The sequence below is a fragment of the Pseudomonas tumuqii genome (genome assembly GCF_013184545.1).
GTDB lineage: Bacteria > Pseudomonadota > Gammaproteobacteria > Pseudomonadales > Pseudomonadaceae > Aquipseudomonas > Aquipseudomonas tumuqii.
Genome location: NZ_JAAOJA010000006.1, coordinates 137,553 through 157,371 on the forward strand (window position 1 = coordinate 137,553; position 19,819 = coordinate 157,371).

At 64.6% G+C, this 19,819-nt stretch carries 20 protein-coding genes and 1 other RNA gene; 14 read left to right on the forward strand and 7 right to left on the reverse strand.

The features are described from left to right. The first annotated feature begins 17 nt into the window (after positions 1 to 17). Positions 18 to 986 carry a CDP-6-deoxy-delta-3,4-glucoseen reductase gene (locus G9C89_RS13140; protein WP_172148592.1) on the forward strand — a complete coding sequence of 323 codons (969 nt, stop codon included), beginning with the start codon at positions 18 to 20 and terminating at the stop codon, positions 984 to 986. A gap of 112 nt (positions 987 to 1,098) precedes the next feature. On the opposite strand, the gene G9C89_RS13145 is transcribed toward G9C89_RS13140, so the two are convergent. After that, a complete protein-coding gene (locus tag G9C89_RS13145; protein ID WP_172148594.1) occupies positions 1,099 to 2,076 on the reverse strand; it encodes an NADPH:quinone oxidoreductase family protein in 978 nt (325 codons plus the stop codon). Between the two features lie 224 nt (positions 2,077 to 2,300). Here G9C89_RS13145 and G9C89_RS13150 point away from each other — a divergent pair, with 224 nt between their 5' ends. Further along, positions 2,301 to 2,714 carry a flagellar basal body-associated protein FliL gene (locus G9C89_RS13150; protein ID WP_172148596.1) on the forward strand — a complete coding sequence of 138 codons (414 nt, stop codon included), beginning with the start codon at positions 2,301 to 2,303 and terminating at the stop codon, positions 2,712 to 2,714. A 101-nt stretch (positions 2,715 to 2,815) separates the two neighbouring features. Here the strand turns inward: G9C89_RS13150 and G9C89_RS13155 are convergent, their stop codons facing one another. Together G9C89_RS13155 and G9C89_RS13160 are read right to left on the reverse strand one after the other, a co-directional pair. Continuing rightward, complete coding sequence (locus G9C89_RS13155) at positions 2,816 to 4,657, reverse strand: sensor domain-containing diguanylate cyclase (protein ID WP_390623804.1); 1,842 nt, start codon at positions 4,655 to 4,657, stop codon at positions 2,816 to 2,818. 54 nt (positions 4,658 to 4,711) lie between these two features. Further along, complete coding sequence (locus G9C89_RS13160; RefSeq protein ID WP_172148608.1) at positions 4,712 to 5,167, reverse strand: EVE domain-containing protein; 456 nt, start codon at positions 5,165 to 5,167, stop codon at positions 4,712 to 4,714. A gap of 199 nt (positions 5,168 to 5,366) precedes the next feature. Between G9C89_RS13160 and G9C89_RS25210 the strand changes: the two genes are divergently transcribed. Then, a complete protein-coding gene (locus G9C89_RS25210) occupies positions 5,367 to 5,498 on the forward strand; it encodes a hypothetical protein (protein ID WP_256674180.1) in 132 nt (43 codons plus the stop codon). 54 nt (positions 5,499 to 5,552) lie between these two features. On the opposite strand, the gene G9C89_RS13165 is transcribed toward G9C89_RS25210, so the two are convergent. From G9C89_RS13165 to G9C89_RS13180, 4 genes are all read right to left on the reverse strand, one after another. Beyond that, entirely contained in the window at positions 5,553 to 6,149 is a 597-nt protein-coding gene (locus G9C89_RS13165) for a 5-formyltetrahydrofolate cyclo-ligase (protein ID WP_172148610.1), read from the reverse strand. Between the two features lie 49 nt (positions 6,150 to 6,198). Further along, a non-coding RNA gene (ssrS, locus tag G9C89_RS13170) (6S RNA) lies at positions 6,199 to 6,377 on the reverse strand. A gap of 33 nt (positions 6,378 to 6,410) precedes the next feature. Beyond that, positions 6,411 to 6,725 carry a cell division protein ZapA gene (locus G9C89_RS13175; RefSeq protein WP_172148612.1) on the reverse strand — a complete coding sequence of 105 codons (315 nt, stop codon included), beginning with the start codon at positions 6,723 to 6,725 and terminating at the stop codon, positions 6,411 to 6,413. Continuing rightward, complete coding sequence (locus G9C89_RS13180) at positions 6,722 to 6,931, reverse strand: TIGR02449 family protein (protein ID WP_172148614.1); 210 nt, start codon at positions 6,929 to 6,931, stop codon at positions 6,722 to 6,724. Before G9C89_RS13180 ends, G9C89_RS13175 begins: the two co-directional genes overlap by 4 nt. 156 nt (positions 6,932 to 7,087) lie before the next feature. On the opposite strand from G9C89_RS13180, the gene G9C89_RS13185 reads away from it, so the two are divergent. The 11 genes from G9C89_RS13185 to G9C89_RS13235 all read left to right on the forward strand — a co-directional run bounded on the left by G9C89_RS13185 (position 7,088) and on the right by G9C89_RS13235 (position 19,765). Continuing rightward, entirely contained in the window at positions 7,088 to 7,642 is a 555-nt protein-coding gene (locus G9C89_RS13185; protein WP_172148616.1) for a YecA/YgfB family protein, read from the forward strand. Positions 7,643 to 7,679: 37 nt separating this feature from the next. Beyond that, positions 7,680 to 9,014: a Xaa-Pro aminopeptidase gene (gene pepP / locus G9C89_RS13190; RefSeq protein ID WP_172148618.1), complete on the forward strand. Its 1,335-nt coding sequence runs from the start codon at positions 7,680 to 7,682 to the stop codon at positions 9,012 to 9,014. 4 nt (positions 9,015 to 9,018) lie between these two features. Next, entirely contained in the window at positions 9,019 to 10,203 is a 1,185-nt protein-coding gene (gene ubiH / locus G9C89_RS13195) for a 2-octaprenyl-6-methoxyphenyl hydroxylase (protein WP_172148620.1), read from the forward strand. A 109-nt stretch (positions 10,204 to 10,312) separates the two neighbouring features. Continuing rightward, positions 10,313 to 11,530, forward strand: coding sequence for a 2-octaprenyl-3-methyl-6-methoxy-1,4-benzoquinol hydroxylase (locus tag G9C89_RS13200; RefSeq protein ID WP_172148622.1), 1,218 nt, complete (start codon positions 10,313 to 10,315; stop codon positions 11,528 to 11,530). 181 nt (positions 11,531 to 11,711) lie between these two features. Beyond that, positions 11,712 to 12,713, forward strand: a complete 1,002-nt coding sequence (locus G9C89_RS13205) for an extracellular solute-binding protein (RefSeq protein ID WP_172148624.1) — start codon at positions 11,712 to 11,714, stop codon at positions 12,711 to 12,713. A gap of 134 nt (positions 12,714 to 12,847) precedes the next feature. Continuing rightward, positions 12,848 to 14,464: an ABC transporter permease gene (locus G9C89_RS13210; protein ID WP_172148626.1), complete on the forward strand. Its 1,617-nt coding sequence runs from the start codon at positions 12,848 to 12,850 to the stop codon at positions 14,462 to 14,464. A gap of 253 nt (positions 14,465 to 14,717) precedes the next feature. Then, the gene (gene gcvT, locus G9C89_RS13215; RefSeq protein WP_172148628.1) at positions 14,718 to 15,815 is read left to right on the forward strand and encodes a glycine cleavage system aminomethyltransferase GcvT; all 1,098 of its coding nucleotides are present in this window, start codon (positions 14,718 to 14,720) and stop codon (positions 15,813 to 15,815) included. 182 nt (positions 15,816 to 15,997) lie between these two features. Further along, positions 15,998 to 16,387 (forward strand): glycine cleavage system protein GcvH, encoded by a 390-nt coding sequence (gcvH, locus tag G9C89_RS13220; RefSeq protein WP_172148630.1) that lies wholly within the window; start codon positions 15,998 to 16,000, stop codon positions 16,385 to 16,387. Between the two features lie 198 nt (positions 16,388 to 16,585). Next, on the forward strand, positions 16,586 to 17,398 hold the full coding sequence (gene mutM / locus G9C89_RS13225; protein ID WP_172148632.1) for a bifunctional DNA-formamidopyrimidine glycosylase/DNA-(apurinic or apyrimidinic site) lyase: 813 nt from the start codon (positions 16,586 to 16,588) through the stop codon (positions 17,396 to 17,398). Positions 17,399 to 17,551: 153 nt separating this feature from the next. Further along, positions 17,552 to 17,890, forward strand: coding sequence for a multidrug transporter (locus G9C89_RS13230; protein ID WP_172148634.1), 339 nt, complete (start codon positions 17,552 to 17,554; stop codon positions 17,888 to 17,890). A gap of 21 nt (positions 17,891 to 17,911) precedes the next feature. Next, the gene (locus tag G9C89_RS13235; RefSeq protein ID WP_172148636.1) at positions 17,912 to 19,765 is read left to right on the forward strand and encodes a Na/Pi cotransporter family protein; all 1,854 of its coding nucleotides are present in this window, start codon (positions 17,912 to 17,914) and stop codon (positions 19,763 to 19,765) included. The last annotated feature ends 54 nt before the right edge of the window (positions 19,766 to 19,819 follow it).

Genomic DNA, 19,819 nt, shown 5'->3' on the forward strand with positions numbered 1-19,819 from the left:
TTTGGATTGAAAACGCCATGAAAGTTACCTTGCAACCCTCAGGTGCCGTACTCGACGTCGAGCGTGGCGAACGCATTCTCGATGCGGCGCGTCGGCTCGGTTACGACTGCCCGCAGAGCTGTCGCAACGGCAACTGTCATATTTGCGCGGCCCTGCTGGTCAACGGCCGGGTGCGTCAGGCGGGCCAATCCCATGAGCATGGCGAGGTGTTCGCCTGCCTGGCCGAACCCGAACAGGAATGTGTCCTGCTCTGGGATGGGGTGCTGGCGCCTGGCGAGCTGCCGGTGCGCGAGCTGAACTGCCAGCTGCTCGAATGCCACGATGCCGGTGGCGACGTGTTTCGCGTGCGCCTGCGTGCGCCGGCCGGCAAGTTGCCGCGTTATCACGCCGGCCAGTACCTGTTGCTGCAACGGGCGGATGCCGAGTTTTCGGCTTTTTCCCTGGCCTCGGCGCCGCAGTCCGGGCGTGAGCTGGAACTGCATATCCTGGCGCGTGACCCGTCCAGTATCGCGGTCATCGAGCACCTGCGCGGACAGGGTTTTGCGCGGATACAGATGCCGTTTGGCGACACCCATCTGGCCGAGCTGCCGGATGGCCCGCTGGTGTTGATCGCCGCCGGTACCGGCATGGCACAGATGCGCAGCCTGATCGAGCACTGCCGCGCCGCCGGTTTCCCTCACCCGGTGCACCTGTACTGGGGCGCGCGCCGACCGGAAGATTTCTATGAGCTGCCCTGCTGGGCCGAGTGGCAGTCGTTACCCAATCTGTTCCTGCATCGGGTGGTCAGCGACCAGTGCGGCTGGCAGGGCCGTTGCGGCCTGCTGCACGAGGCGGTGCGCGCGGACTTCGTCGACCTCAAGCCGCTGCATGTGTATGCCAGCGGTTCGCCGAGCATGGTCTACGCGACCCTCGACGCCCTGGTCGAGGCGGGCATGGATGCCCGGCAGATGCGCGCCGACGTCTTCGCCTACGCCCCCAGGGGCTGATTGACGGCCATGAAAAAGCTGCCCGAGGGCGGCTTTTCCGTAGGGTGCGCTGCGCGCACCGATATTTCTGCGTAGGTGATGGTGCGCACGGCGCACCTTACCGGTTAATGTCTCAGCGGACCGTGACCACTACCTTGCCCACTGCCTTGCGCTGGCCGAGGGTGTCGATCGCCGCTGCCGCCTGCTCCAGGGCAAAGGTCTGCGAGACCAGCGGCCTGAGCTTGCCTTCGACATGCCAGGCGAACAGCTGTTGGAAGTTGGCGGCGTTATCCTGTGGTTGGCGCTGGGCGAACGAGCCCCAGAACACCCCGACCACGGCGGCGCCCTTGAGCAGGGCCAGGTTGACCGGCAGTTCGGGGATGCGTCCGCTGGCGAAACCCACCACCAGCAGGCGGCCATTCCAGGCGATGCTGCGAATGGCCTGATCGAACAGATCGCCGCCCACCGGGTCGTAAATCACGTCGGCGCCCTGGCCGCCGGTCAGGCGTTTGACTTCATCCTTCAGGCTGCTGTCGCTGTAGTTGATCAGTTCGTCGGCGCCGGCGGCCCTGGCTACTTCCAGTTTTTCTGCGCTGCTCGCTGCGGCGATCACCCGGGCGCCCATGGCCTTGCCGATTTCCACTGCCGCCAGGCCCACGCCGCCGGAGGCACCGAGGACCAGCAGGGTTTCGCCCGGCTGCAGGTTGGCGCGCTGCTTGAGCGCGTGCATCGAGGTGCCGTAGGTCATGCCGAAGGCGGCGGCAGTGGTGAAGTCCATGCTCGGCGGGATCGGCATGACGTTGTAGCCCGCTACCGCCACCTGTTCGGCAAAGCTGCCCCAGCCGGTCAGGGCCATTACCCGCTCACCGACTTTCAGGTGACTGACCTTCTCGCCCACCGCCGCCACCACACCCGCGGCTTCGCCGCCGGGGGAGAAGGGCAGCGGCGGCTTGAACTGGTACTTGCCCTCGATGATCAGGGTGTCGGGGAAGTTGACCCCGGCCGCATGCACGTCGAGCAGGACTTCGTTGTTCTTCGCTTCGGGGCTGGCGATTTCTTCCAGTACCAGGGTTTCGGCGGGGCCGAAGGCTTTGCACAGCACGGCTTTCATCGGGCTTTCCTCTGCGGATGATGGACTAGGGTCTGTTGACGTTTCGTGGCCGCAGCGAAACGTCAACAGACCCTCGCAGTGTTAGAGGCGAGGGGGATGCGGTCAACGAGCATGGCCGCGTCTGATGGCGCTGCATAAGTATGGGCGTTTTTTCACGCGCACTGGGGCTTGGGCTGCGGCCCGGCTATGGCTATGCTAGGCGCCCCTGTGGAGGAATACCCCCTGTGAAAGTCTGGATCGCACTGTTGTTGGCCCTGTCCCTGCCCGTGCCGGCATTTGCTCAGGAGGCGGAGAAAAAGCCGGAAGAGGGCGCACCGCCAGCGGTTGCCTATGTCAGCCTGGTGCCGGCGCTGGTGGGCAATTTCGGCTCAGGGCCCAAGCTCAAGTTCTACAAGGCGGATATCGCGCTACGGGTCAGCGGTACTGCGGCCGAGGACAAGGTCAAGCACCACGAGCCATTGATCCGCAATCAACTGGTGATGCTGTTTTCCCAGCAGACCGATGAGAGCATGGGTGCGGCCGGCGCCAAGGAGGCGCTGCGCCAGGAAGCGCTCAAGCAGGTGCAGGATGTCATCACCCAGGAAGAAGGCCAGCCGCTGGTGGACGACCTGCTGTTCAACAACCTGATCATTCAGTAACGCCAGCAGCGGACGCCCGGGGCGCTCTCGCTACGGCGCTCGATATTTTCACAACCTCTGAGGAGTGGCGTTGCGCTGTTCGACGGGCCGGGCGCGTTTCCTCATTCCTCGTCCCGCCAGACGCAGATGCGGTTGCGGCCCTCGTGCTTGGCGCGGTAAAGCGCTCGGTCGCAGTGCGCTACCAGCAGGTCCGGCGATTCGCCGCTGCCCGGCTCGGCAACCGCCAGGCCGATGCTCAGGGTCAGGCGCCCCAGCGGGCTGGCCGGGTGGGCGAGGTTCAGCGCTTCGAGTCGTTGCTGTATCCGTGAGGCGACATGCATGCCGCCCTCCAGGCCGGTATCGGCGAGGATGATGGCGAATTCCTCGCCGCCGTAACGGCAGGCGCTGTCGCCCTCGCGCTGCAGGCTATTGGGCAAGACCGCGGATACCTGGCGCAGCGCATCGTCGCCAGCCAGATGCCCGAGTCGGTCGTTGTAGCTCTTGAAGTAATCGATATCCAGCATCAGCAGGGTCAGCGAAGTGCCGTGGCGGCGCAAACGGCGCCACTCGCTGTTGAGTTGGCTGTCGAAAAAACGGCGGTTGTACAGGCCGGTCAACCCATCCAGCTGCGACAGGCGCTGCAGCTGCGCCTCGAGTTGCAGGCGTTGGCTGTTGTCGCGGGTTACCCCGATCAGGTATTCGTGGCCGTTGACCAGGACCAGTTGCGCGCTGATTTCCGCGGCTTGTTCGCTGCCGTCGCGCCGGCGCATCTTCTGCTGGAAGATGCTCGACAGCTTGTCCTGTTGGGCTTGGCGCACGCGATCGAGCCAGTTGTAGTAGCCCGGCAGCAGCTGTTCCGGATCCTGCTTGAGCAGTTCGCGGAAGGCTTCAGCGCTGTAGCCCAGGCTGCTGTAGGTGGCCTGGTTCATGTGCAGGATGTCGCGGTTCTGCGGGTCGATGATGAACAGGCCGTCGTGGCTGGAATCGGTCAGGTCGAGTACCAGTTGCAGGCGCTCACGGCTGTCGCGCAGTACCTGCTCGATCTTTTCGCGTTGCTCCAGTTCTTCGCTCAGGCGCCGGTTGCCAGCTTGCAGGGCGCTGGCGCGACGTGCATTGGCCAGCGCCAGGCCGAGGGCCGCGACCAGCAGCAGGCTGATGGTCAGGCTGGCGCCGAGAGCGACTTGCGGCAGGGGCGTGGCCAGGCGTTGCACCAGCTGTTCGGTGGGTTTGAGACGCAGGGCGAAGTTCTGGTTGTTCAGCAGCTGTAGCGGCACCTCCTGCTGCAGTGCGTCGAGGGCGTCGGGTTGTGCATGGTGGTAGATCGACCGGCCCTCCTCCAGCAAGTCGACGCTGAAGTCCCGGCTGTCGGGGTGGCTGAGCAGCTCATCCATCAAGCGTTCGACGCGAAACACTCCCTGCAGGAAGCCATCGAAGACCCGCTCCTGCTGGGCGTCGCGAATGTACAGCGGGGTGTAGAGAATGAAACCGCGGCCGCCCTGGATCAGGACGAAGCTGTTGGAGAAGCGTGGTTCGCCCGAGGCCTTGGCCTGGATGGCCAGGTTGAAGTTGGGGTGGGCCGGAGTCAGGCGCACCTGCAGGGCCTCTTCGTTGCCCTGCAGGGGTTCGATCCAGCGCATCGCGAGGTCGGCGCCGAGCCATTGGATCGCCTGGTAGCCCTTGAAGCGCTCGAGGGCGAAGCGGCTGTCGAGTACCCATTCGTCCTTCGGCATGCGCCCGCGGTGATTCCACTGCAGCGCGATGCGGCGCAGGCCATCGACCTGATCGTGCAGGCTGGTCTCCAGTTGCCGGGCGAGGCTGCGCGCCTGGTAGCCGACGCGCTCGGCGACACGCTCCTGCTGCGCGATCAACAGTCGCTGCCAGAGCAGCAGGCTGACCAGGCTCAGGCCCAGGAGCAGTGCTGCCAGCGCCAAGCGAGTGGGCCAGGGAGACCGGGGGCGCAGCATAGACGGGATCCATGAGGAGTCAGTTACCTCATAGCACAGTGCCTGCTCCCTGCGCTAGCGCTCGCTCAGCGCCAGGATTGCCGCCCATTGCTCGGCACTGACCGGCATCACCGACAGGCGACTGCCCTTGTGCACCAGGGGCAGTTCCAGCAAGGCGCTTTGCGCCTTCAGTTCGGCCAGCGGGATGACCCTGCTGAAGGCTTCGACAAAGGCCACGTCGACCGCGCTCCAGGGGTTTTTCTCGCTGCTGGCCTTGCTGTCGAAGTAGTGGCTGTGCGGATCCAGTGCCGTCGGGTCGGCATAGGCGGGGGCAATGATGCGGGCGATTCCGGCGATGCCCGGCTCGGGGCAGCTGGAGTGGTAAAAAAACAACTGCTCGCCGGCCAGCATGCTGCGCAAGAAATTACGCGCCTGATAATTGCGCACGCCATCCCAGCGGGCTTGGCCCAGGCGCTGCAGATCGTGGATGGAGAATTCATCGGGTTCCGATTTCATCAGCCAATATGGCATGAGCTTTGCTCCATGAAGCCAGTCCTTATAACGGACGGATGGTCGTACAGGCAGTTGGCAACCGTTTGGCGCCAACAATTGCTTGATGGTGGCGGCGGGTAGACAATGCCGCCCTCCGTGCTAGACGGTTCGTACGGCCGATAACAATAACCGCCGCCGGTCCACCGTGCGCAGCATGCCTTGAAGGGGGAGGCATCCCATGAAACGCAAACCAGATCTATTGTGGGTATTGGTCATTCTATTTGGCCTAGGTGTGGTCACCACGGGTTACACCCAGAGCCAATGGGAGCGGCAGGGCGATGCGCCCGCCAACGTCTCTCAACAGCCTTGATCCGCTTGCTTGATCCGCCATGTGCCGCAGGGATCGCGGCGTCACCCGCGCAGTTCAGTACCACGCCCTGTCCGTCACCGTCGCCTTGAGCGGCACATCCCAGCTGGCCAGTGCCAGCCGATCTACCTGCTGACATTCGTGTGCCAGGCCCAATAAGGTCGGCTTGTGCCATTTTTTGCGCACCCCGCGATAGGCCAGGCTGCGATCGTAAAAACCGCCACCCATGCCGATGCGTCCGCCGTGGCGGTCGAAGCCGACCAGCGGTAACAACACCAGGTCCAGCGTCCATACCTTGCGTTGCTGCATGCGGTTGTGGCGCGGCTCGGGGATGCGGAAGCGATTGGGTTTCATGGTTTCGTGGGGGCGCACGCGCTGAAACACCATTTTGCTACGCGGCCAGGGGTTGAGCACTGGCAGGTAGGTGGCTTTGCCACGGCGTTGAGCGGCGCGTAACAGCGGCCTGGGGTCGATTTCGCCATCATTGGGCAGGTACAGGGCGATGTGTCTGGCGCGTCGAAACAATGGGTGTTGCACCAATTGCCGATACAGCTGCTGCGCCGCTCGACGTTGCGCTTGATTGCTCAGGGCGCGGCGCTGTTGTCGCAGCAGGCGGCGTAATTGCGGGCGGGTCAGGTCGGCCGAGTCGAGCATGATCAGGCGTGGAACCTGTTGCCAGCCGAGGGCAGCAGGTGTGAAAAAAAGACTCCCCGGCGTGCCGCTGTCGGCTTAGCCCTTGAACCCGAAAGTTCAAGGTGGAGGTTGCAGGAGGCGTTAAGGCTTTCCGTCAGGCGGACATGCACACCGGCCCCAACTTGCAACCCCCGGGTTTGTGCGTATCGGCTCAGGGACATCACCAACTGGCGCACACCCCAGGGAGTGGCGGCCAGTATACCTGAATCCACTGCGGCGGAATCAGCGAGCTTGGCCATCGTCATCGTTCGCCAGGGCATGGTCGACGCGCTCGAGCAGGTCGCGCACATGGTCGCGGGTCGAGGTCGTTTGCTGATCGAGGTTGTGCTGTTTGTGCAGCAGGTCGTTGGTGATGTTCAGTGCGGCCATCACCGCTATGCGATCGGCACCGATGACTTTTCCGCTGCTGCGGATCTCGCGCATCTTGCCGTCCAGGTAGCGCGCGGCACTTTCCAGGTTGATGCGTTCGTCCGGCGGACAGGCGATGCAATATTCTTTGTCGAGGATATGCACGGTAACGGTATTTGACTGGGTCATGAGTCCTGCTCCAGGGCTTTGAGGCGCGAAATCATGGATTCGACCTTGTGCCGGGCCATTTCGTTCTTTTCGATTAGATGGGCGCGCTCCTCGCGCCAGGCCTTTTCATTTGCCAGGAGAGTCCGGTTGTGGGCCTTGAGCTGCTCGACGCGCTGGATCAGTTGCTCCAGCTTGGTCGTAAGGGCGTGCAGGTCGACGTCTTCCATGGGGTCTCGCTAAGGCAAGGATTGACCGGACTATATAGGCTTGTCCCTGAAGGAGGTCAAACCTTGCGCCGGCCTTGGATGGTCTTGGCGCGCCTGCCGGTGCTAGGATACGAGGCCTTCATTCTAGTGATTGCGCCGCTTGGCGCCTAGTGATCTATGCCGACTTCAAGTTCTCCTTATACCGCTTTCGCCGCGCTGCTCGCCAGCAGCGGTCATCCCGTTTCGCCTGCCGAGCTGCATGGTCTGCTGCTGGGCCGCAGCTGTGCTGGCGCCGGCTTCGATATCGACTCCTGGCTGGTGGATGCCGCCGAGCTGCTCGGCGCTGCACCGCAAGACAGTGTGCGCCAGGCCTTGATTGGCTTGCAGGAGATGGTCAAGGGCGAGTTGTCCGGTGACGAAGTCACTGTGGTGCTGCTCTTGCCGTCCGATGAAGCGCCGCTGCGCGAGCGTGCCGCGGCCATTGGCCAGTGGTGCCAGGGTTTTCTCGGCGGCTTCGGCCTGACCGCGCGAGACAGCGCCTTGAGCGCCGAGGCGATGGAAGTGCTGCAGGACCTGTCGGCCATCGCCCAGGTGCAGAATGCCCTGGAAGAGTCGGAAGATGGCGAGAACGACTACATGGAAGTGATGGAATACCTGCGGGTGGCCCCGCTGTTGCTGTTCAGTGAGTGCTCCAAGCCGGTAGCCGCGGTCGCCAAGCCGTCGCTGCACTGATTAATCTCGCGATAGAAGAAGTGGACCCAACCTGCCCATGATCAGCATCCCCAAGTCGGAATACGCCCGTCGGCGCAAGGCGCTGATGGCGCAGATGGAACCCAATAGCATCGCCATCCTGCCGGCGGCGCCGGTGTACATCCGCAATCGCGACGTCGAGCATGTCTACCGCCAGGACAGCGACTTCCAGTACCTCTCCGGCTTTCCCGAGCCGGAGGCGGTGATCGCGCTGATTCCCGGCCGCGAGCATGGCGAGTACGTGCTGTTCTGCCGCGAACGGGATCCCGAGCGCGAGCTGTGGGATGGCCTGCGTGCCGGTCAGGACGGCGCGATCAGCCAGTACGGCGCCGACGATGCCTTCCCCATCGGTGACATCGACGACATCCTCCCCGGCCTGATCGAAGGCCGCGAGCGGGTCTACTACGCCATGGGCACCAACCAGGAGTTCGATCGCCACCTGATGGACTGGATCAACGTGATCCGCTCCAAGGCGCGTCAGGGCGCGCAGCCGCCCAACGAGTTCGTCGCCCTCGATCACCTACTGCACGACATGCGTCTGTACAAGTCGGCCGCCGAGGTCAGAGTGATGAAGGAAGCCGCGCAGATTTCCGCGCGCGCCCATATCCGCGCCATGCAGGCCAGCCGTGCCGGGCTGCATGAGTTCCACCTGGAAGCCGAGCTGGACTACGAATTCCGCAAGGGCGGGGCGAAGATGCCGGCCTACGGCTCGATAGTCGCGGCCGGCAGGAATGCCTGCATCCTGCACTACCGCGAGAACGATGCGCCGCTCAAGGACGGCGATCTGGTGCTGATCGACGCCGGCTGCGAGATCGACTGCTACGCCAGCGACATCACCCGCTGCTTTCCGGTCAACGGTCGGTTCTCGCCCGAGCAGAAGGCCATCTACGAGCTGGTGCTGGCGGCCAACGAGGAGGCGTTCAAGCATATCGCCCCGGGCAAGCACTGGAACGAAGCCCACGAGGCGACGGTGCGGGTGATCACCGCCGGGCTGGTCGAGCTGGGACTGCTGCACGGCGAGGTCGACGAGCTGATCGCCACTGAGGCCTACAAGCCCTTCTACATGCACCGCGCCGGCCACTGGCTGGGCATGGACGTGCACGATGTCGGCGACTACAAGGTCGGTGGCGAGTGGCGGGAGCTGGAGGTCGGCATGGCCATGACCGTCGAGCCGGGCATCTACGTCGCCGTGAACAACGCCAATGTGGCGAAGAAATGGCGCGGTATCGGTGTGCGCATCGAAGATGACGTGGTGGTGACCAAGAGCGGTTGCGAGGTGCTCACCCTTGGCGTGCCGAAAACCGTCGGCGAGATCGAGGCGCTGATGGCCGCCGCGCCGACAGTGGCGGTCTGAGCCCATGCAGCGAGTCGATCTGGCAATCATTGGCGGCGGTCTGGTCGGCGCCAGCCTGGCCCTGGCCCTGCAGGACGAGGCCCGGGTGCGCGGCTGGAGGATCAGCCTGATCGAACCCTTCGCCCCGGGCGAAGGCTATCAGCCGAGCTACGATGCGCGCTCCACTGCGCTGTCCTACGGTACGCGGCTGATCTACCAGCACCTGGGGCTGTGGCAGGCCATCGGCGAGCGCGCCGAACCGATTCTGCAGATTCATGTCTCCGATCGCGGCCGCTTTGCCGCGGCGCGCCTGAGCGCCGCGGAGGAGGGCGTGCCGGCGCTGGGCTATGTGGTGGAAAATGCCTGGTTGGGCCAGTGCCTGTGGCAGGCTCTGGATCAGCAGGTGGTCAGTTGGCGCAGCCCGGCGCAGGTGGCGCGCCTGGACGCGCGGGAGAGCGGTTATCGACTGACCCTGGACGATGAGTCCAGCCTGGAGTGCGACCTGGCGATTCTGGCCGATGGCGGCCGCTCCGGCTTGCGCGAGCAGTTGGGTATCGGCGTCAGCCACAGGCCCTACGGTCAGAGTGCGCTGATTGCCAATATCAGCCCGCAGGACGATCACCAGGGGTTGGCCTTCGAGCGTTTTACCGAAGACGGGCCGATGGCCATGCTGCCGTTGGCGGACAGGCGCTGTGCGCTGGTCTGGACCCGCCCAACGGCTGATGCCGAACGCTTGCTGCGGATGGACGAGGCAAGCTTCCTCAATGAATTGCAGCAGGCCTTCGGCTACCGCCTCGGCGCCTTGCGTCAGGTCGGTGCGCGGCACCTGTACCCGCTGGCGCTGACCGCGGCCGAAGAGCAGGTACGCTCCCATCTGGTGGTGCTCGGCAACGCCGCGCACAGCCTGCATCCGATTGCCGGGCAGGGCTACAACCTGTCCCTGCGCGACACCCTGGCGTTGGCCGAGACGCTGCTGAGCAGCAGTGCGCCGCTGGGCGATCTGGCGACCCTGCAGGGTTATCTGCAGCGGCAACGGGTCGACCAGCAATTGACCGTGGGCTTTTCCGATCAGGTCACCCGCCTGTTCAGCAGTGGCCAGCCGCTGCTGGCCGCCGGGCGCGGCCTGGGCCTGCTGGGCCTGGATCTGCTGCCGCCGGCCAAGCGCTGGTTCGCCCGTCAGGCCATGGGCCTGGGGACTCGCGACCTATGAGGGCGGGCCGCCGCGACCGGTTGGCTCAAGTCTGGACCAGGCAGCTGCCGCGGCAACAGAGGCATGCCCGGTCACCGTTCAATTCGCGTTGGTTCAATTAAGGAATGATATGCGTGCGGATCTGATCATCGTCGGCGCCGGTATGGTTGGCAGCGCCCTGGCTTTGGCCCTGCAAGAGCAGGGGCTGGACATTCTGCTGATCGACGGCGGGCCGCTCAGCGTCAAGCCGTTCGAGCCTGCCGCGCCCTTCGAGCCGCGGGTCAGTGCGCTGTCGATCGCCAGTCAGCGGGTGCTCGAGCGGCTTGGTGTGTGGCCGGGCGTCACCGCGCGTCGCAGCAGCCCCTATGCCGAGATGCGGGTGTGGGACGGTTCCGGTACCGGGCAGATTCATTTCAGTGCGGCCAGCGTGCATGCCGAGGCGCTCGGTCATATCGTCGAGAACCGCGTGGTCCAGGATGCCTTGCTCGAGCGTCTGTACGACGGCAATGTCGGCCTGCTGAACAATGCCCGCCTGGAGCAGTTGCGCCGTTCCGGCGACGACTGGCTGCTGACCCTGACCGATGGCCGCCAGTTGCGTACCCCCTTGCTGATCGCCGCCGATGGCGCCAATTCGGCGGTGCGCCGCCTGGCCGGTTGCGCCACCCGCGAGTGGGACTACCTGCACCATGCCATCGTCACCAGCGTGCGCTGCAGCGAGGCGCACCAGGCCACGGCCTGGCAGCGCTTCACCGACGACGGCCCGCTGGCCTTCCTGCCCTTGACTGCAACGCCAGGCGAACACTGGTGTTCGATCGTCTGGTCGGCCACCCCGGGCGAAGCCGAACGCCTGATGGCGCTGGATGACGCCGGTTTCTGTGTCGAGCTGGGCAAGGCCTTCGAGCATCGCCTGGGCGAGGTGTTGCACGCCGATCCGCGGTTGTGCATCCCGTTGCGCCAGCGCCATGCCAAGCGCTACGTCGAAGACGGGCTGGCGCTGATCGGCGATGCCGCGCACAGCATCCACCCGTTGGCCGGGCAAGGCGTCAACCTGGGCTTCCTCGATGCTGCCGTGCTGGCCGAGGTGCTGCTGCATGCCCTGGGACGGGGTGAGCGTCTGGCCGATGAGCGCGTGCTGAGTCGCTACGAGCGGCGGCGCATGCCGCATAACCTGGCGATGATGGCGGCGATGGAGGGTTTCGAGCGCTTGTTTCAGGCCGATCCATTGCCGTTGCGCTGGCTGCGCAACGCCGGCCTCAACTGGGTCGACGAGCTGCCCGAGGCCAAGGCGCTGTTCGTCCGCCAGGCGCTTGGCCTCAGCGGCGATTTGCCGGAACTGGCGCGCGCCTGAAGCCGTCGCCACCTCTCCCCTTGCACCTGCCAGGGTGCGCCCTGTTGCCGATTAAAAGGTTGGCGAAGATTGACCTGGGTCATGGCGGATTACGTCTGCGAGGCGAAGAATGGTTGAGAAACTAAATGACATTCACTATTATTTGGTCTTTCGACTCACCTTCGCTCAAGAGGCAGGATTCATGCAGGTAAGTAAGTGTTTGTTTGCCGCTCTCACCCTCACTGCGCTGGCTGGCGCCGCCCAGGCTGCCGATGAAGTGGTGGTCTACTCCGCCCGTATCGACGAGCTGATCAAGCCGGTCTTCGATGCCTACACCGCCAAGACCGGTGTCGCGGTGAAGTTCATCACCGACAAGGAAGCGCCGCTGCTGGCCCGCCTGAAGGCCGAAGGCGAGAACACCCCGGCCGACATGCTGATCACCGTGGATGCCGGCAATCTCTGGCAGGCCGAGCAGGAAGGCGTGCTGAAGAAGCTGGACTCCAAGGTCATCGAGAGCAACATTCCTGCTCAGTATCGCTCCAGCACCGGCGCCTGGACTGGCCTGTCGCTGCGTGCGCGGACCATCGTCTACTCCACCGAGCGGGTCAAGCCGCAGGAGCTGTCGACCTACGAAGCCCTGGCCGACAAGAACTGGGAAGGCCGCCTGTGCCTGCGTACCAGCAAGAAAGTCTATAACCAGTCGCTGACCGCCACCCTGATCGAGACCCACGGCGCCGAAAAAGCCGAGGCGATCATCAAGGGCTGGATCGGCAACCTGGCCACCGACGTATTCGCGGACGATACCGCGCTGATCCAGGCGATCGACGCCGGCCAGTGCGATGTCGGCATGGTCAACACCTACTACTTCGGCCGCCTGCACAAGCAGCAACCGGATCTGAAAGCCAAGCTGTTCTGGCCGAACCAGGCCGACCGCGGTGTGCATGTCAACCTGTCCGGCGCCGGTGTCACCGCGCATGCGCCGCACGCCGAGGCCGCCCAGAAACTGCTGGAGTGGATGACCACCGAGGAGGCCCAGGGTCTGTTCGCCAGCCTCAACCAGGAGTTCCCGGCCAATCCGCAGATCGCGCCGTCCGCCGAAGTGGCTGCCTGGGGCAGCTTCAAGGCCGACAGCATCCCGCTGGAAGTGGCTGGCAAGCGTCAGGCCGAAGCGACCATGCTGATGGATCGCGCCGGCTGGAACTGATCCAGGTCAGTGTCTGGGCACCAAGGGCAGATTCGATTCGGTTTCCTGCTTTAGGCTGCAGTTATACTCCACGCCCCGGCTTAGTCCGGGGCGTTGTGTTTATGCCGTCGAGAAAATAGTTTCGAGGATTCTGCGTGGCCCTTCCTGCCCAGCGTCGCTGGTATCCCATCGCCTTTGCCATTGCCCTGCTGGTATTGTTGCCGCTCAGCGTGCTGCTGTTCAGCTGGCACGAGGTGGATCGGCAGATCTGGGCGCACCTGTGGCAGACCCAGTTGCCGCGCCTGATCGGAAATACCCTGATGCTGGTACTCGGGGTCGGCATCGGGGTCACCGCGCTCGGCGTCAGCCTGGCCTGGCTGACCAGTCTCTGCGAGTTTCCCGGGCGCCGCTGGCTGGATTGGGCGCTGATGCTGCCCTTCGCCATTCCGGCCTATGTGCTGGCCTTCGTCTTCGTCGGCCTGCTGGATTTCGCCGGGCCGGTGCAAACCCTGCTGCGCGACTGGTTTGGCAGCGGCTTGCGTCTGCCGCGGGTGCGTTCCACCGGCGGGGTGATCATCGTCCTGGTGCTGGTGTTCTACCCCTATGTCTACCTGCTGGCGCGCAACGCCTTCCTGGCCCAGGGCAAGGGGCTGATGGAGGCGGCGCGGGTGCTCGGGCAGAGTCCCTGGCAGGCGTTCTGGCGGGTGGCCCTGCCGATGGCGCGGCCGGCCATCGGTGCCGGCCTGGCGCTGGCGATCATGGAAACCCTGGCCGATTTCGGCGCGGTCTCGGTGTTCAATTTCGACACCTTCACCACGGCCATCTACAAGACCTGGTACGGCTTCTACAGCCTGACCAGTGCCACCCAGCTGGCCAGCCTGCTGTTGCTCGCGGTGATGCTGGTGCTCTATGGCGAGCGGCGTGCCCGCGGGGCCGTGCGGCCGGCCAACGAGCGGCCGCGGGTCAAGGCGCTCTATCACCTCAAGGGTGGCCAGGCACTGGTCGCCAGCGCTTGGTGCGGCCTGGTGTTCGCCTGTGGTTTTGTGATTCCCGTGGTGCAGTTGCTGGTGTGGTTCTGGCAGCGCGGCCGTTTCGATCTGGACGAGCGCTACACCGCCCTGATTCTGCACACCGTCTACCTCGGCGGCATGGCCGCGCTGATCACCGTCTGCGTGGCCTTGCTGCTGGCCTTCGCCCGTCGTCAGGCGCCGACGCGGTTGATGCGCTCGACTGTCAGCCTGGCCAATCTCGGCTATGCGTTGCCGGGCTCGATGCTGGCGGTGGCCATCATGCTGGCTTTCAGCGTGCTCGACCGCGAGCTGGTGATTCCGCTGTCCGGTTGGCTCGGCGGCACGGGCAAGCCGATCCTGCTCGGCAGTCTGTCGGCCTTGCTCCTGGCCTACCTGATTCGCTTCATGGCGGTGGCCTACGGGCCGCTGGAGAACAGCCTGGCGCGGATCCGCCCGTCGTTGCCGGAAGCCTCGCGCAGCCTGGGGGTCGGCGGCATCGGCCTGTTCTTCCGGGTCTACCTGCCGCTGCTGGTGCCGGGGGCGATGTCGGCGGCGCTGCTGGTGTTCGTCGATGTGCTCAAGGAAATGCCCGCGACCCTGCTGATGCGCCCCTTCGGCTGGGGCACCCTGTCGGTGCGGGTGTTCGAGATGACCAGCGAGGGCGAATGGGCACGCGCCGCGCTGCCGGCCCTGACCCTGGTGCTGGTCGGGCTGCTGCCGGTGATCCTGCTGATCCGCCGTTCGGCGCGGCGGATCGGCTAGCGGAGTGGGACGCCGGACGCTCATCGGAGCCGCGCACAGTCCGCCGTTCGGCCGCGGCCAGCGGCGTCCATGCGGCGCACGGCTTCGCGCGTACGCCCTACGGCCAGGATGACCCGCCGCGGTGTTGCAGCTACAATGCGCGCCATTCGCTGCGGCGCGTCATTTCGACAGCCCGTGCCAGTGCCCTGATTCAATGGGCTCAGCCGGGTTCAGCAGTTGCTCGCAGCTCTGCCAAGCCCGGAAGGAGACACCCATGGGACAGCGCACCCCTCTCTATGACCTGCACCTCGCCTTGGGTGCCAAGATGGTCGATTTCGGTGGCTGGGACATGCCGCTGCACTATGGTTCGCAAGTCGAGGAACACCATCAGGTGCGCCGCGATTGCGGGGTCTTCGACGTCTCCCACATGTGCGTGATCGATGTCGCCGGCCGTCAGGCCAAGGCCTATCTGCAGCACCTGCTGGCCAACGATGTGGAGCGCTTGCACATCTCCGGCAAGGCCCTGTACAGCGCCATACTCAACGAGCAGGGTGGGGTGATCGACGATCTGATCGTCTACCTCACCGATTCTGTCGAGGGGCAGAGCGGCTACCGTCTGGTGGTCAATGCCGCTACCCGCGACAAGGATCTGGCCTGGATGCATCAGCAGAGTGGCGCCTTCGCTGTCGAACTGCATGAGCGCAGCGAGCTGGCCATGCTCGCGATCCAGGGCCCGCACGCCCGCGCCAAGACCTGCGAGCTGGTGACCCAGGCCCGCGCCGCGCTGATTCACGAACTCAAACCGTTCCAGGGGCTGGCGGAAGGCGACTGGTTTATCGCCCGCACCGGCTACACCGGCGAAGATGGCCTGGAAATCATGTTGCCGGCCGATCAGGCCGTGGCGTTCTTCAATGACCTGGTCGGCGCCGGCACCTCGCCTATCGGCCTGGGCGCGCGCGATACCTTGCGTCTGGAGGCCGGGATGAACCTGTACGGCCAGGACATGGACGAGCAGGTCACGCCGCTGGCGGCCAACATGGCCTGGAGCATCGCCTGGGCACCGGCCGGGCGCCAGTTTGTCGGGCGCAAGGTACTGGAAGAACTGAAGAACGCTGGTATCCAGTCCAAGCTGGTCGGTCTGGTGCTGGAGGAACGTGGTGTGCTGCGTGCCCATCAGGTGGTGCGGGTTGGCGGTGTGGGCGAGGGCGAGATCACCAGCGGCAGCTTCTCCCCGACCCTCGGCAAGTCCATCGCCCTGGCGCGTGTGCCGACAGCCACTGGCGAGCGCGCCGAGGTGGAAATTCGCGGTAAATGGTTTCCGGTCAGGGTGGTCAAACCGATGTTTGTCCGCCATGGCAAGGCCCTGATCTGAACCCGATTGCAGGCTGCGCGGCTGCTGCGCCGAGTCTGTAACCCAGATGGATCTGGGCGTGCCTTCACCCGCTGGGTGTGGTTGGGTGCGCTATGTTTGCAATGACTTGCTTTCGCTAAGAGCAACCCCTGCTAAATTCTCCTGACGGCGCGGTCGCCGTCATGTCTTACGAGGAACGACACATGAGCACTATCCCCGCCGATCTGCGTTACGCCACCAGCCACGAATGGGCCCGCCTGGAAGCCGATGGCACGGTCACCGTCGGTATTTCCGATCACGCTCAGGAAGCCCTGGGCGATGTGGTCTTCATCGAGCTGCCGGAAGTCGGCCAGACCCTGACTGCCGGTCAGGAGTCCGGGGTGGTGGAATCGGTCAAGGCCGCCTCCGATATCTACACGCCGGTGGGTGGCGAAGTGATCGCGATCAACCAGGATCTGGCCGACGCTCCCGAGAGCGTCAACAGCGACCCCTATGGCAGCTGGTTCTTCAAGCTCAAGCCAAGCGATGCCAGCGAGCTGGACAAACTGCTCGATGCGCCTGCCTATAAGGCGATTGCCGACGTCGACGCCTGATCGGATCGCGCCAGGCCGGCCCTGTCGGGCTGGTTTGGCGGGCAGGGGCTGGGTTTGCCCCGGCGGATAGCGCCTGGTGAAGGCGCTCGATACTTTCACAACTGCTGACTGTTCGCCGATATCGCGAACGCCTGGATAGGGGCGGTTTCCTGCTAAGGTAGATGCCTGCCATTCCCCTGTCTGCCCGAATGATTGCCCATGCCCGAACTGCCTGAAGTCGAAACCACCCGCCGCGGTATCGCGCCCTTTCTCGAAGGTCAGCGGGTTAGCCGAGTGATTGTGCGCGAGCGTCGTCTGCGCTGGCCGATTCCCGAAGACCTGGATGTGCGCCTGTCCGGCCAGCGCATCGAGTGTGTCGAGCGGCGCGCCAAATACCTGCTGATCAAGGCCGAGACCGGCAGTCTGATCAGTCACCTGGGCATGTCCGGCAACCTGCGCCTGGTCGAGTGTGGCCTGCCGGCGGCCAAGCACGAGCATGTGGACATCGAGTTGGAGTCCGGCCTGGCCCTGCGCTACACCGATCCACGGCGCTTCGGCGCGCTGCTCTGGAGTGCCGATCCCTGGCACCATGTGCTGCTCAGCAAGCTCGGTCCCGAACCCTTGACCGAGTCGTTCGACGGCGAGCGCCTGTACCAGCAGTCGCGTGGCCGTTCGATGGCAGTCAAACCCTTCATCATGGACAACGCCGTGGTGGTTGGGGTCGGCAATATCTATGCGAGCGAAGCGCTGTTCGCCGCCGGCATCGATCCGCGCCGTGAGGCCGGTTCGATTTCCCGGGCGCGCTACATGACCCTGGCCGAGCAGATCAAACGCATCCTCGCCCATGCCATCGAGCGCGGCGGCACCACCCTGCGTGACTTCGTCGGCGGTGACGGCCAGCCGGGCTATTTCCAGCAGGAGTTGTTCGTCTACGGGCGCGGCGGCGAGTTTTGCAAAAACTGCGGCAGCACCCTGCGTGAACTCAAGCTGGGGCAGCGCGCCAGTGTCTATTGCCCGCGCTGCCAGCGCTGATCGGCGTCCGGAAATTCCCGCCTACCCCTGGGCTGTTATCCCGAAAAAACTCGCATACGCATTTCATGGCGATTGACGGCCGTCACGCTGACAATTTCCAGAGCGCTGTTATAGTTACTGGCACTGCCTCCTAATAGCTGAAGGATCGCTCTGATGAAACTGTTTCGCTCAACCGCTGTTGTCCTGGCGCTGACCACTGGCTTGCTGGCGCTGCCGGCACAGGCGGAAGTGGTGCAAAATTCCAGTGGCGATCCGCTCTACAGCGTCAAGGCGCCGGACGCCTTCTCGATGGTGGCGGATCTGCTGATTGCCCGCCCCTTGCTGATCGCTGCGACCGTGATCGGTGCCGGTGTCTTTGTCGTGGCACTGCCGTTCGCCGCTACCGGTGGCGGTATTGGTGATGCCGGCCGGGCCCTGGTGGTCGAGCCGGGCAAGGCGGCCTTCGTGCGCTGCCTGGGGTGCACCGGAGATGGTTACAACAAGCGTCAGTGATTGCGCATGAACGCGCACTGAATGCCTGACTCCGACCGCAGCCTGCTTCTGCGATTACGTTCGTTCAGCTGGATTTTCCTGTTTGTCCTGCTGGCCCTGAGCTTCTGGTTCAGTGCCGGCTGGCTTGGCCTGTGCGCAGGCCTGGCGCTGTTCCTGTTCGGCATGCAGTGCCTGGAGGAAGGGCTGCGCCAACTGGCCGGTGGCAAGCTGGAACGCCTGCTGGCGCTGAGCACCGCCACGCCCTTCAAAAGCCTGATGTTCGGCGTGAGCGCCACCATGCTGGTGCAGTCCAGTTCGCTGGTGTCGCTGTTGACCATCGCCTTCCTCAGCACTGGCCTGATCCAATTGGCGGCGGGCATCGCCATCCTGTTCGGTGCCAACCTGGGCACCACAAGCGGTATCTGGCTGCTGGCCCTGGCTGGGCAGAATGTCAGTCTCGGCCCTCTGGCGTTGCCCCTGCTGGTGTTTGGCGTGCTCGGCAGTTTCACCGGTCCGCGAGGGCCCGCAATCGGGCGCGTGGTGCTCGGCGTGGCGTTCCTGTTTCTCGGCATTGACCAGATGAAGGCCGGCTTCTCCAGCGTGGCCGACGGCTTCGATCCCCTGCACTATCAGTTGCCCGGCATTGCCGGTCATCTGCTGTTTACCGGTGCAGGCTTGCTGATCACGGTCTTGTTGCAGTCCAGCCATGCCACCCTGATGCTGACCCTGACAGCCCTGGCTAGCGGCCAGCTGGCCCTGGAGCAGGGGTTGGCGATCGCCATTGGCTCGAATTTGGGCAGCACGGTAACGGCGGTGATCGGCGCCCTGGGCGGGTCTCGTGGCGGGCAACGACTGGCCCTGGCGCACGTGCTGTTCAATCTGACCACCGGTGTCCTGGCGCTGGCTCTGCTGGTGCCGCTGGCCATCCTGGTGCAGTGGTTGACGGCGCCGATGGGCCTTGGCGGCAACCTGCTGATTCAGCTGGCGCTGTTCCATACGCTGTTCAATGCCATGGGCGTGAGTCTGTTCTGGCCGATGCAGGGTTGGCTGGCGGGTCTGCTGGAACGCTGGCTGCCCGACCGCGAAGAGCCCCAGGTGCTGATCACCGAGGTGGCCGCGCCGGCGACTGAGCCGACGCGCGCCCGTTACCTGGATGACAGCGCCCTGGCCAGTGCCGATAGCGCGGCTCAGGCGGTGGTGCTGGAGTTGCAGCACCTGGCCCGTCTCAGTCTGGAGGTGATCTGCCATGCGCTCTATGTGCCGGTGGATCAACTCGAACGCAGTGACCAGGACGAACGCCTGCTGAGCGCCCGTCCCGATTCGCGGGCGCTGGATGCGGAGCAGCTCTACCAGCGGCATATCAAGGGCGTGTACAGCGACTTGCTGAGTTTCATGAGTCGCCTGGAAGTCAGCCTCGATGAGGCGCATCAGCACTTCTGGGTCAGCTGCCAGCTGGCGGCGCTGCAACTGGTGGACGCGGTGAAAGATGCCAAGCATTTGCAGAAGAATCTCGGTCGCTACCTGCGTCAGGACGACAGCAGCACCCGCCGGACGTATGTCGAGCTGCGCCGACACCTGCTCGGGGTGCTCCACGAAGTGCGCGAACTGGGCCGGCTCGAGCTGCCCGATAGCATCTGGGACGAGCGCCTGCGGCAGTTCGACGAGGGGGCGGCCGCCTTCGACAGTGCCTTCCGCCAGCGTCTGTTCGCCGCCGTACGCGAGCGTCATCTGGATGGCCAGCAGGCCAGCTCGCTGATGAATGACCTGGGCTATGTCAGCCGCATCACCCAGAGCCTGCGCAACGTGCTGCTGCTTGGTCAGGGCGAGGGTAACGAACTGTTCCGGCCGCTGCGCCAACTGGTGGCCGAGGATGGCCCACTGATCCAGCTGGATTGAAAAACTCCCGCCTACTGCGGCAACGCTGTCACTTAAGCCAAGTGAGCAGCATTC

What these genes read in the sequence shown, in the direction of transcription:
- G9C89_RS13140 (WP_172148592.1), top strand. Translation starts at nt 18, where the DNA reads ATGAAAGTTACCTTGCAACCCTCAGGTGCCGTACTCGACGTCGAGCGT.
- G9C89_RS13145 (WP_172148594.1), bottom strand. Translation starts at nt 2,076, where the DNA reads ATGAAAGCCGTGCTGTGCAAAGCCTTCGGCCCCGCCGAAACCCTGGTA.
- G9C89_RS13155 (WP_390623804.1), bottom strand. Translation starts at nt 4,657, where the DNA reads ATGCTGCGCCCCCGGTCTCCCTGGCCCACTCGCTTGGCGCTGGCAGCA.
- G9C89_RS13160 (WP_172148608.1), bottom strand. Translation starts at nt 5,167, where the DNA reads ATGCCATATTGGCTGATGAAATCGGAACCCGATGAATTCTCCATCCAC.
- G9C89_RS25210 (WP_256674180.1), top strand. Translation starts at nt 5,367, where the DNA reads ATGAAACGCAAACCAGATCTATTGTGGGTATTGGTCATTCTATTTGGC.
- G9C89_RS13165 (WP_172148610.1), bottom strand. Translation starts at nt 6,149, where the DNA reads ATGCTCGACTCGGCCGACCTGACCCGCCCGCAATTACGCCGCCTGCTG.
- G9C89_RS13175 (WP_172148612.1), bottom strand. Translation starts at nt 6,725, where the DNA reads ATGACCCAGTCAAATACCGTTACCGTGCATATCCTCGACAAAGAATAT.
- G9C89_RS13180 (WP_172148614.1), bottom strand. Translation starts at nt 6,931, where the DNA reads ATGGAAGACGTCGACCTGCACGCCCTTACGACCAAGCTGGAGCAACTG.
- G9C89_RS13185 (WP_172148616.1), top strand. Translation starts at nt 7,088, where the DNA reads ATGCCGACTTCAAGTTCTCCTTATACCGCTTTCGCCGCGCTGCTCGCC.
- pepP (WP_172148618.1), top strand. Translation starts at nt 7,680, where the DNA reads ATGATCAGCATCCCCAAGTCGGAATACGCCCGTCGGCGCAAGGCGCTG.
- ubiH (WP_172148620.1), top strand. Translation starts at nt 9,019, where the DNA reads ATGCAGCGAGTCGATCTGGCAATCATTGGCGGCGGTCTGGTCGGCGCC.
- G9C89_RS13200 (WP_172148622.1), top strand. Translation starts at nt 10,313, where the DNA reads ATGCGTGCGGATCTGATCATCGTCGGCGCCGGTATGGTTGGCAGCGCC.
- G9C89_RS13205 (WP_172148624.1), top strand. Translation starts at nt 11,712, where the DNA reads ATGCAGGTAAGTAAGTGTTTGTTTGCCGCTCTCACCCTCACTGCGCTG.
- gcvT (WP_172148628.1), top strand. Translation starts at nt 14,718, where the DNA reads ATGGGACAGCGCACCCCTCTCTATGACCTGCACCTCGCCTTGGGTGCC.
- gcvH (WP_172148630.1), top strand. Translation starts at nt 15,998, where the DNA reads ATGAGCACTATCCCCGCCGATCTGCGTTACGCCACCAGCCACGAATGG.
- mutM (WP_172148632.1), top strand. Translation starts at nt 16,586, where the DNA reads ATGCCCGAACTGCCTGAAGTCGAAACCACCCGCCGCGGTATCGCGCCC.
- G9C89_RS13230 (WP_172148634.1), top strand. Translation starts at nt 17,552, where the DNA reads ATGAAACTGTTTCGCTCAACCGCTGTTGTCCTGGCGCTGACCACTGGC.
- G9C89_RS13235 (WP_172148636.1), top strand. Translation starts at nt 17,912, where the DNA reads ATGCCTGACTCCGACCGCAGCCTGCTTCTGCGATTACGTTCGTTCAGC.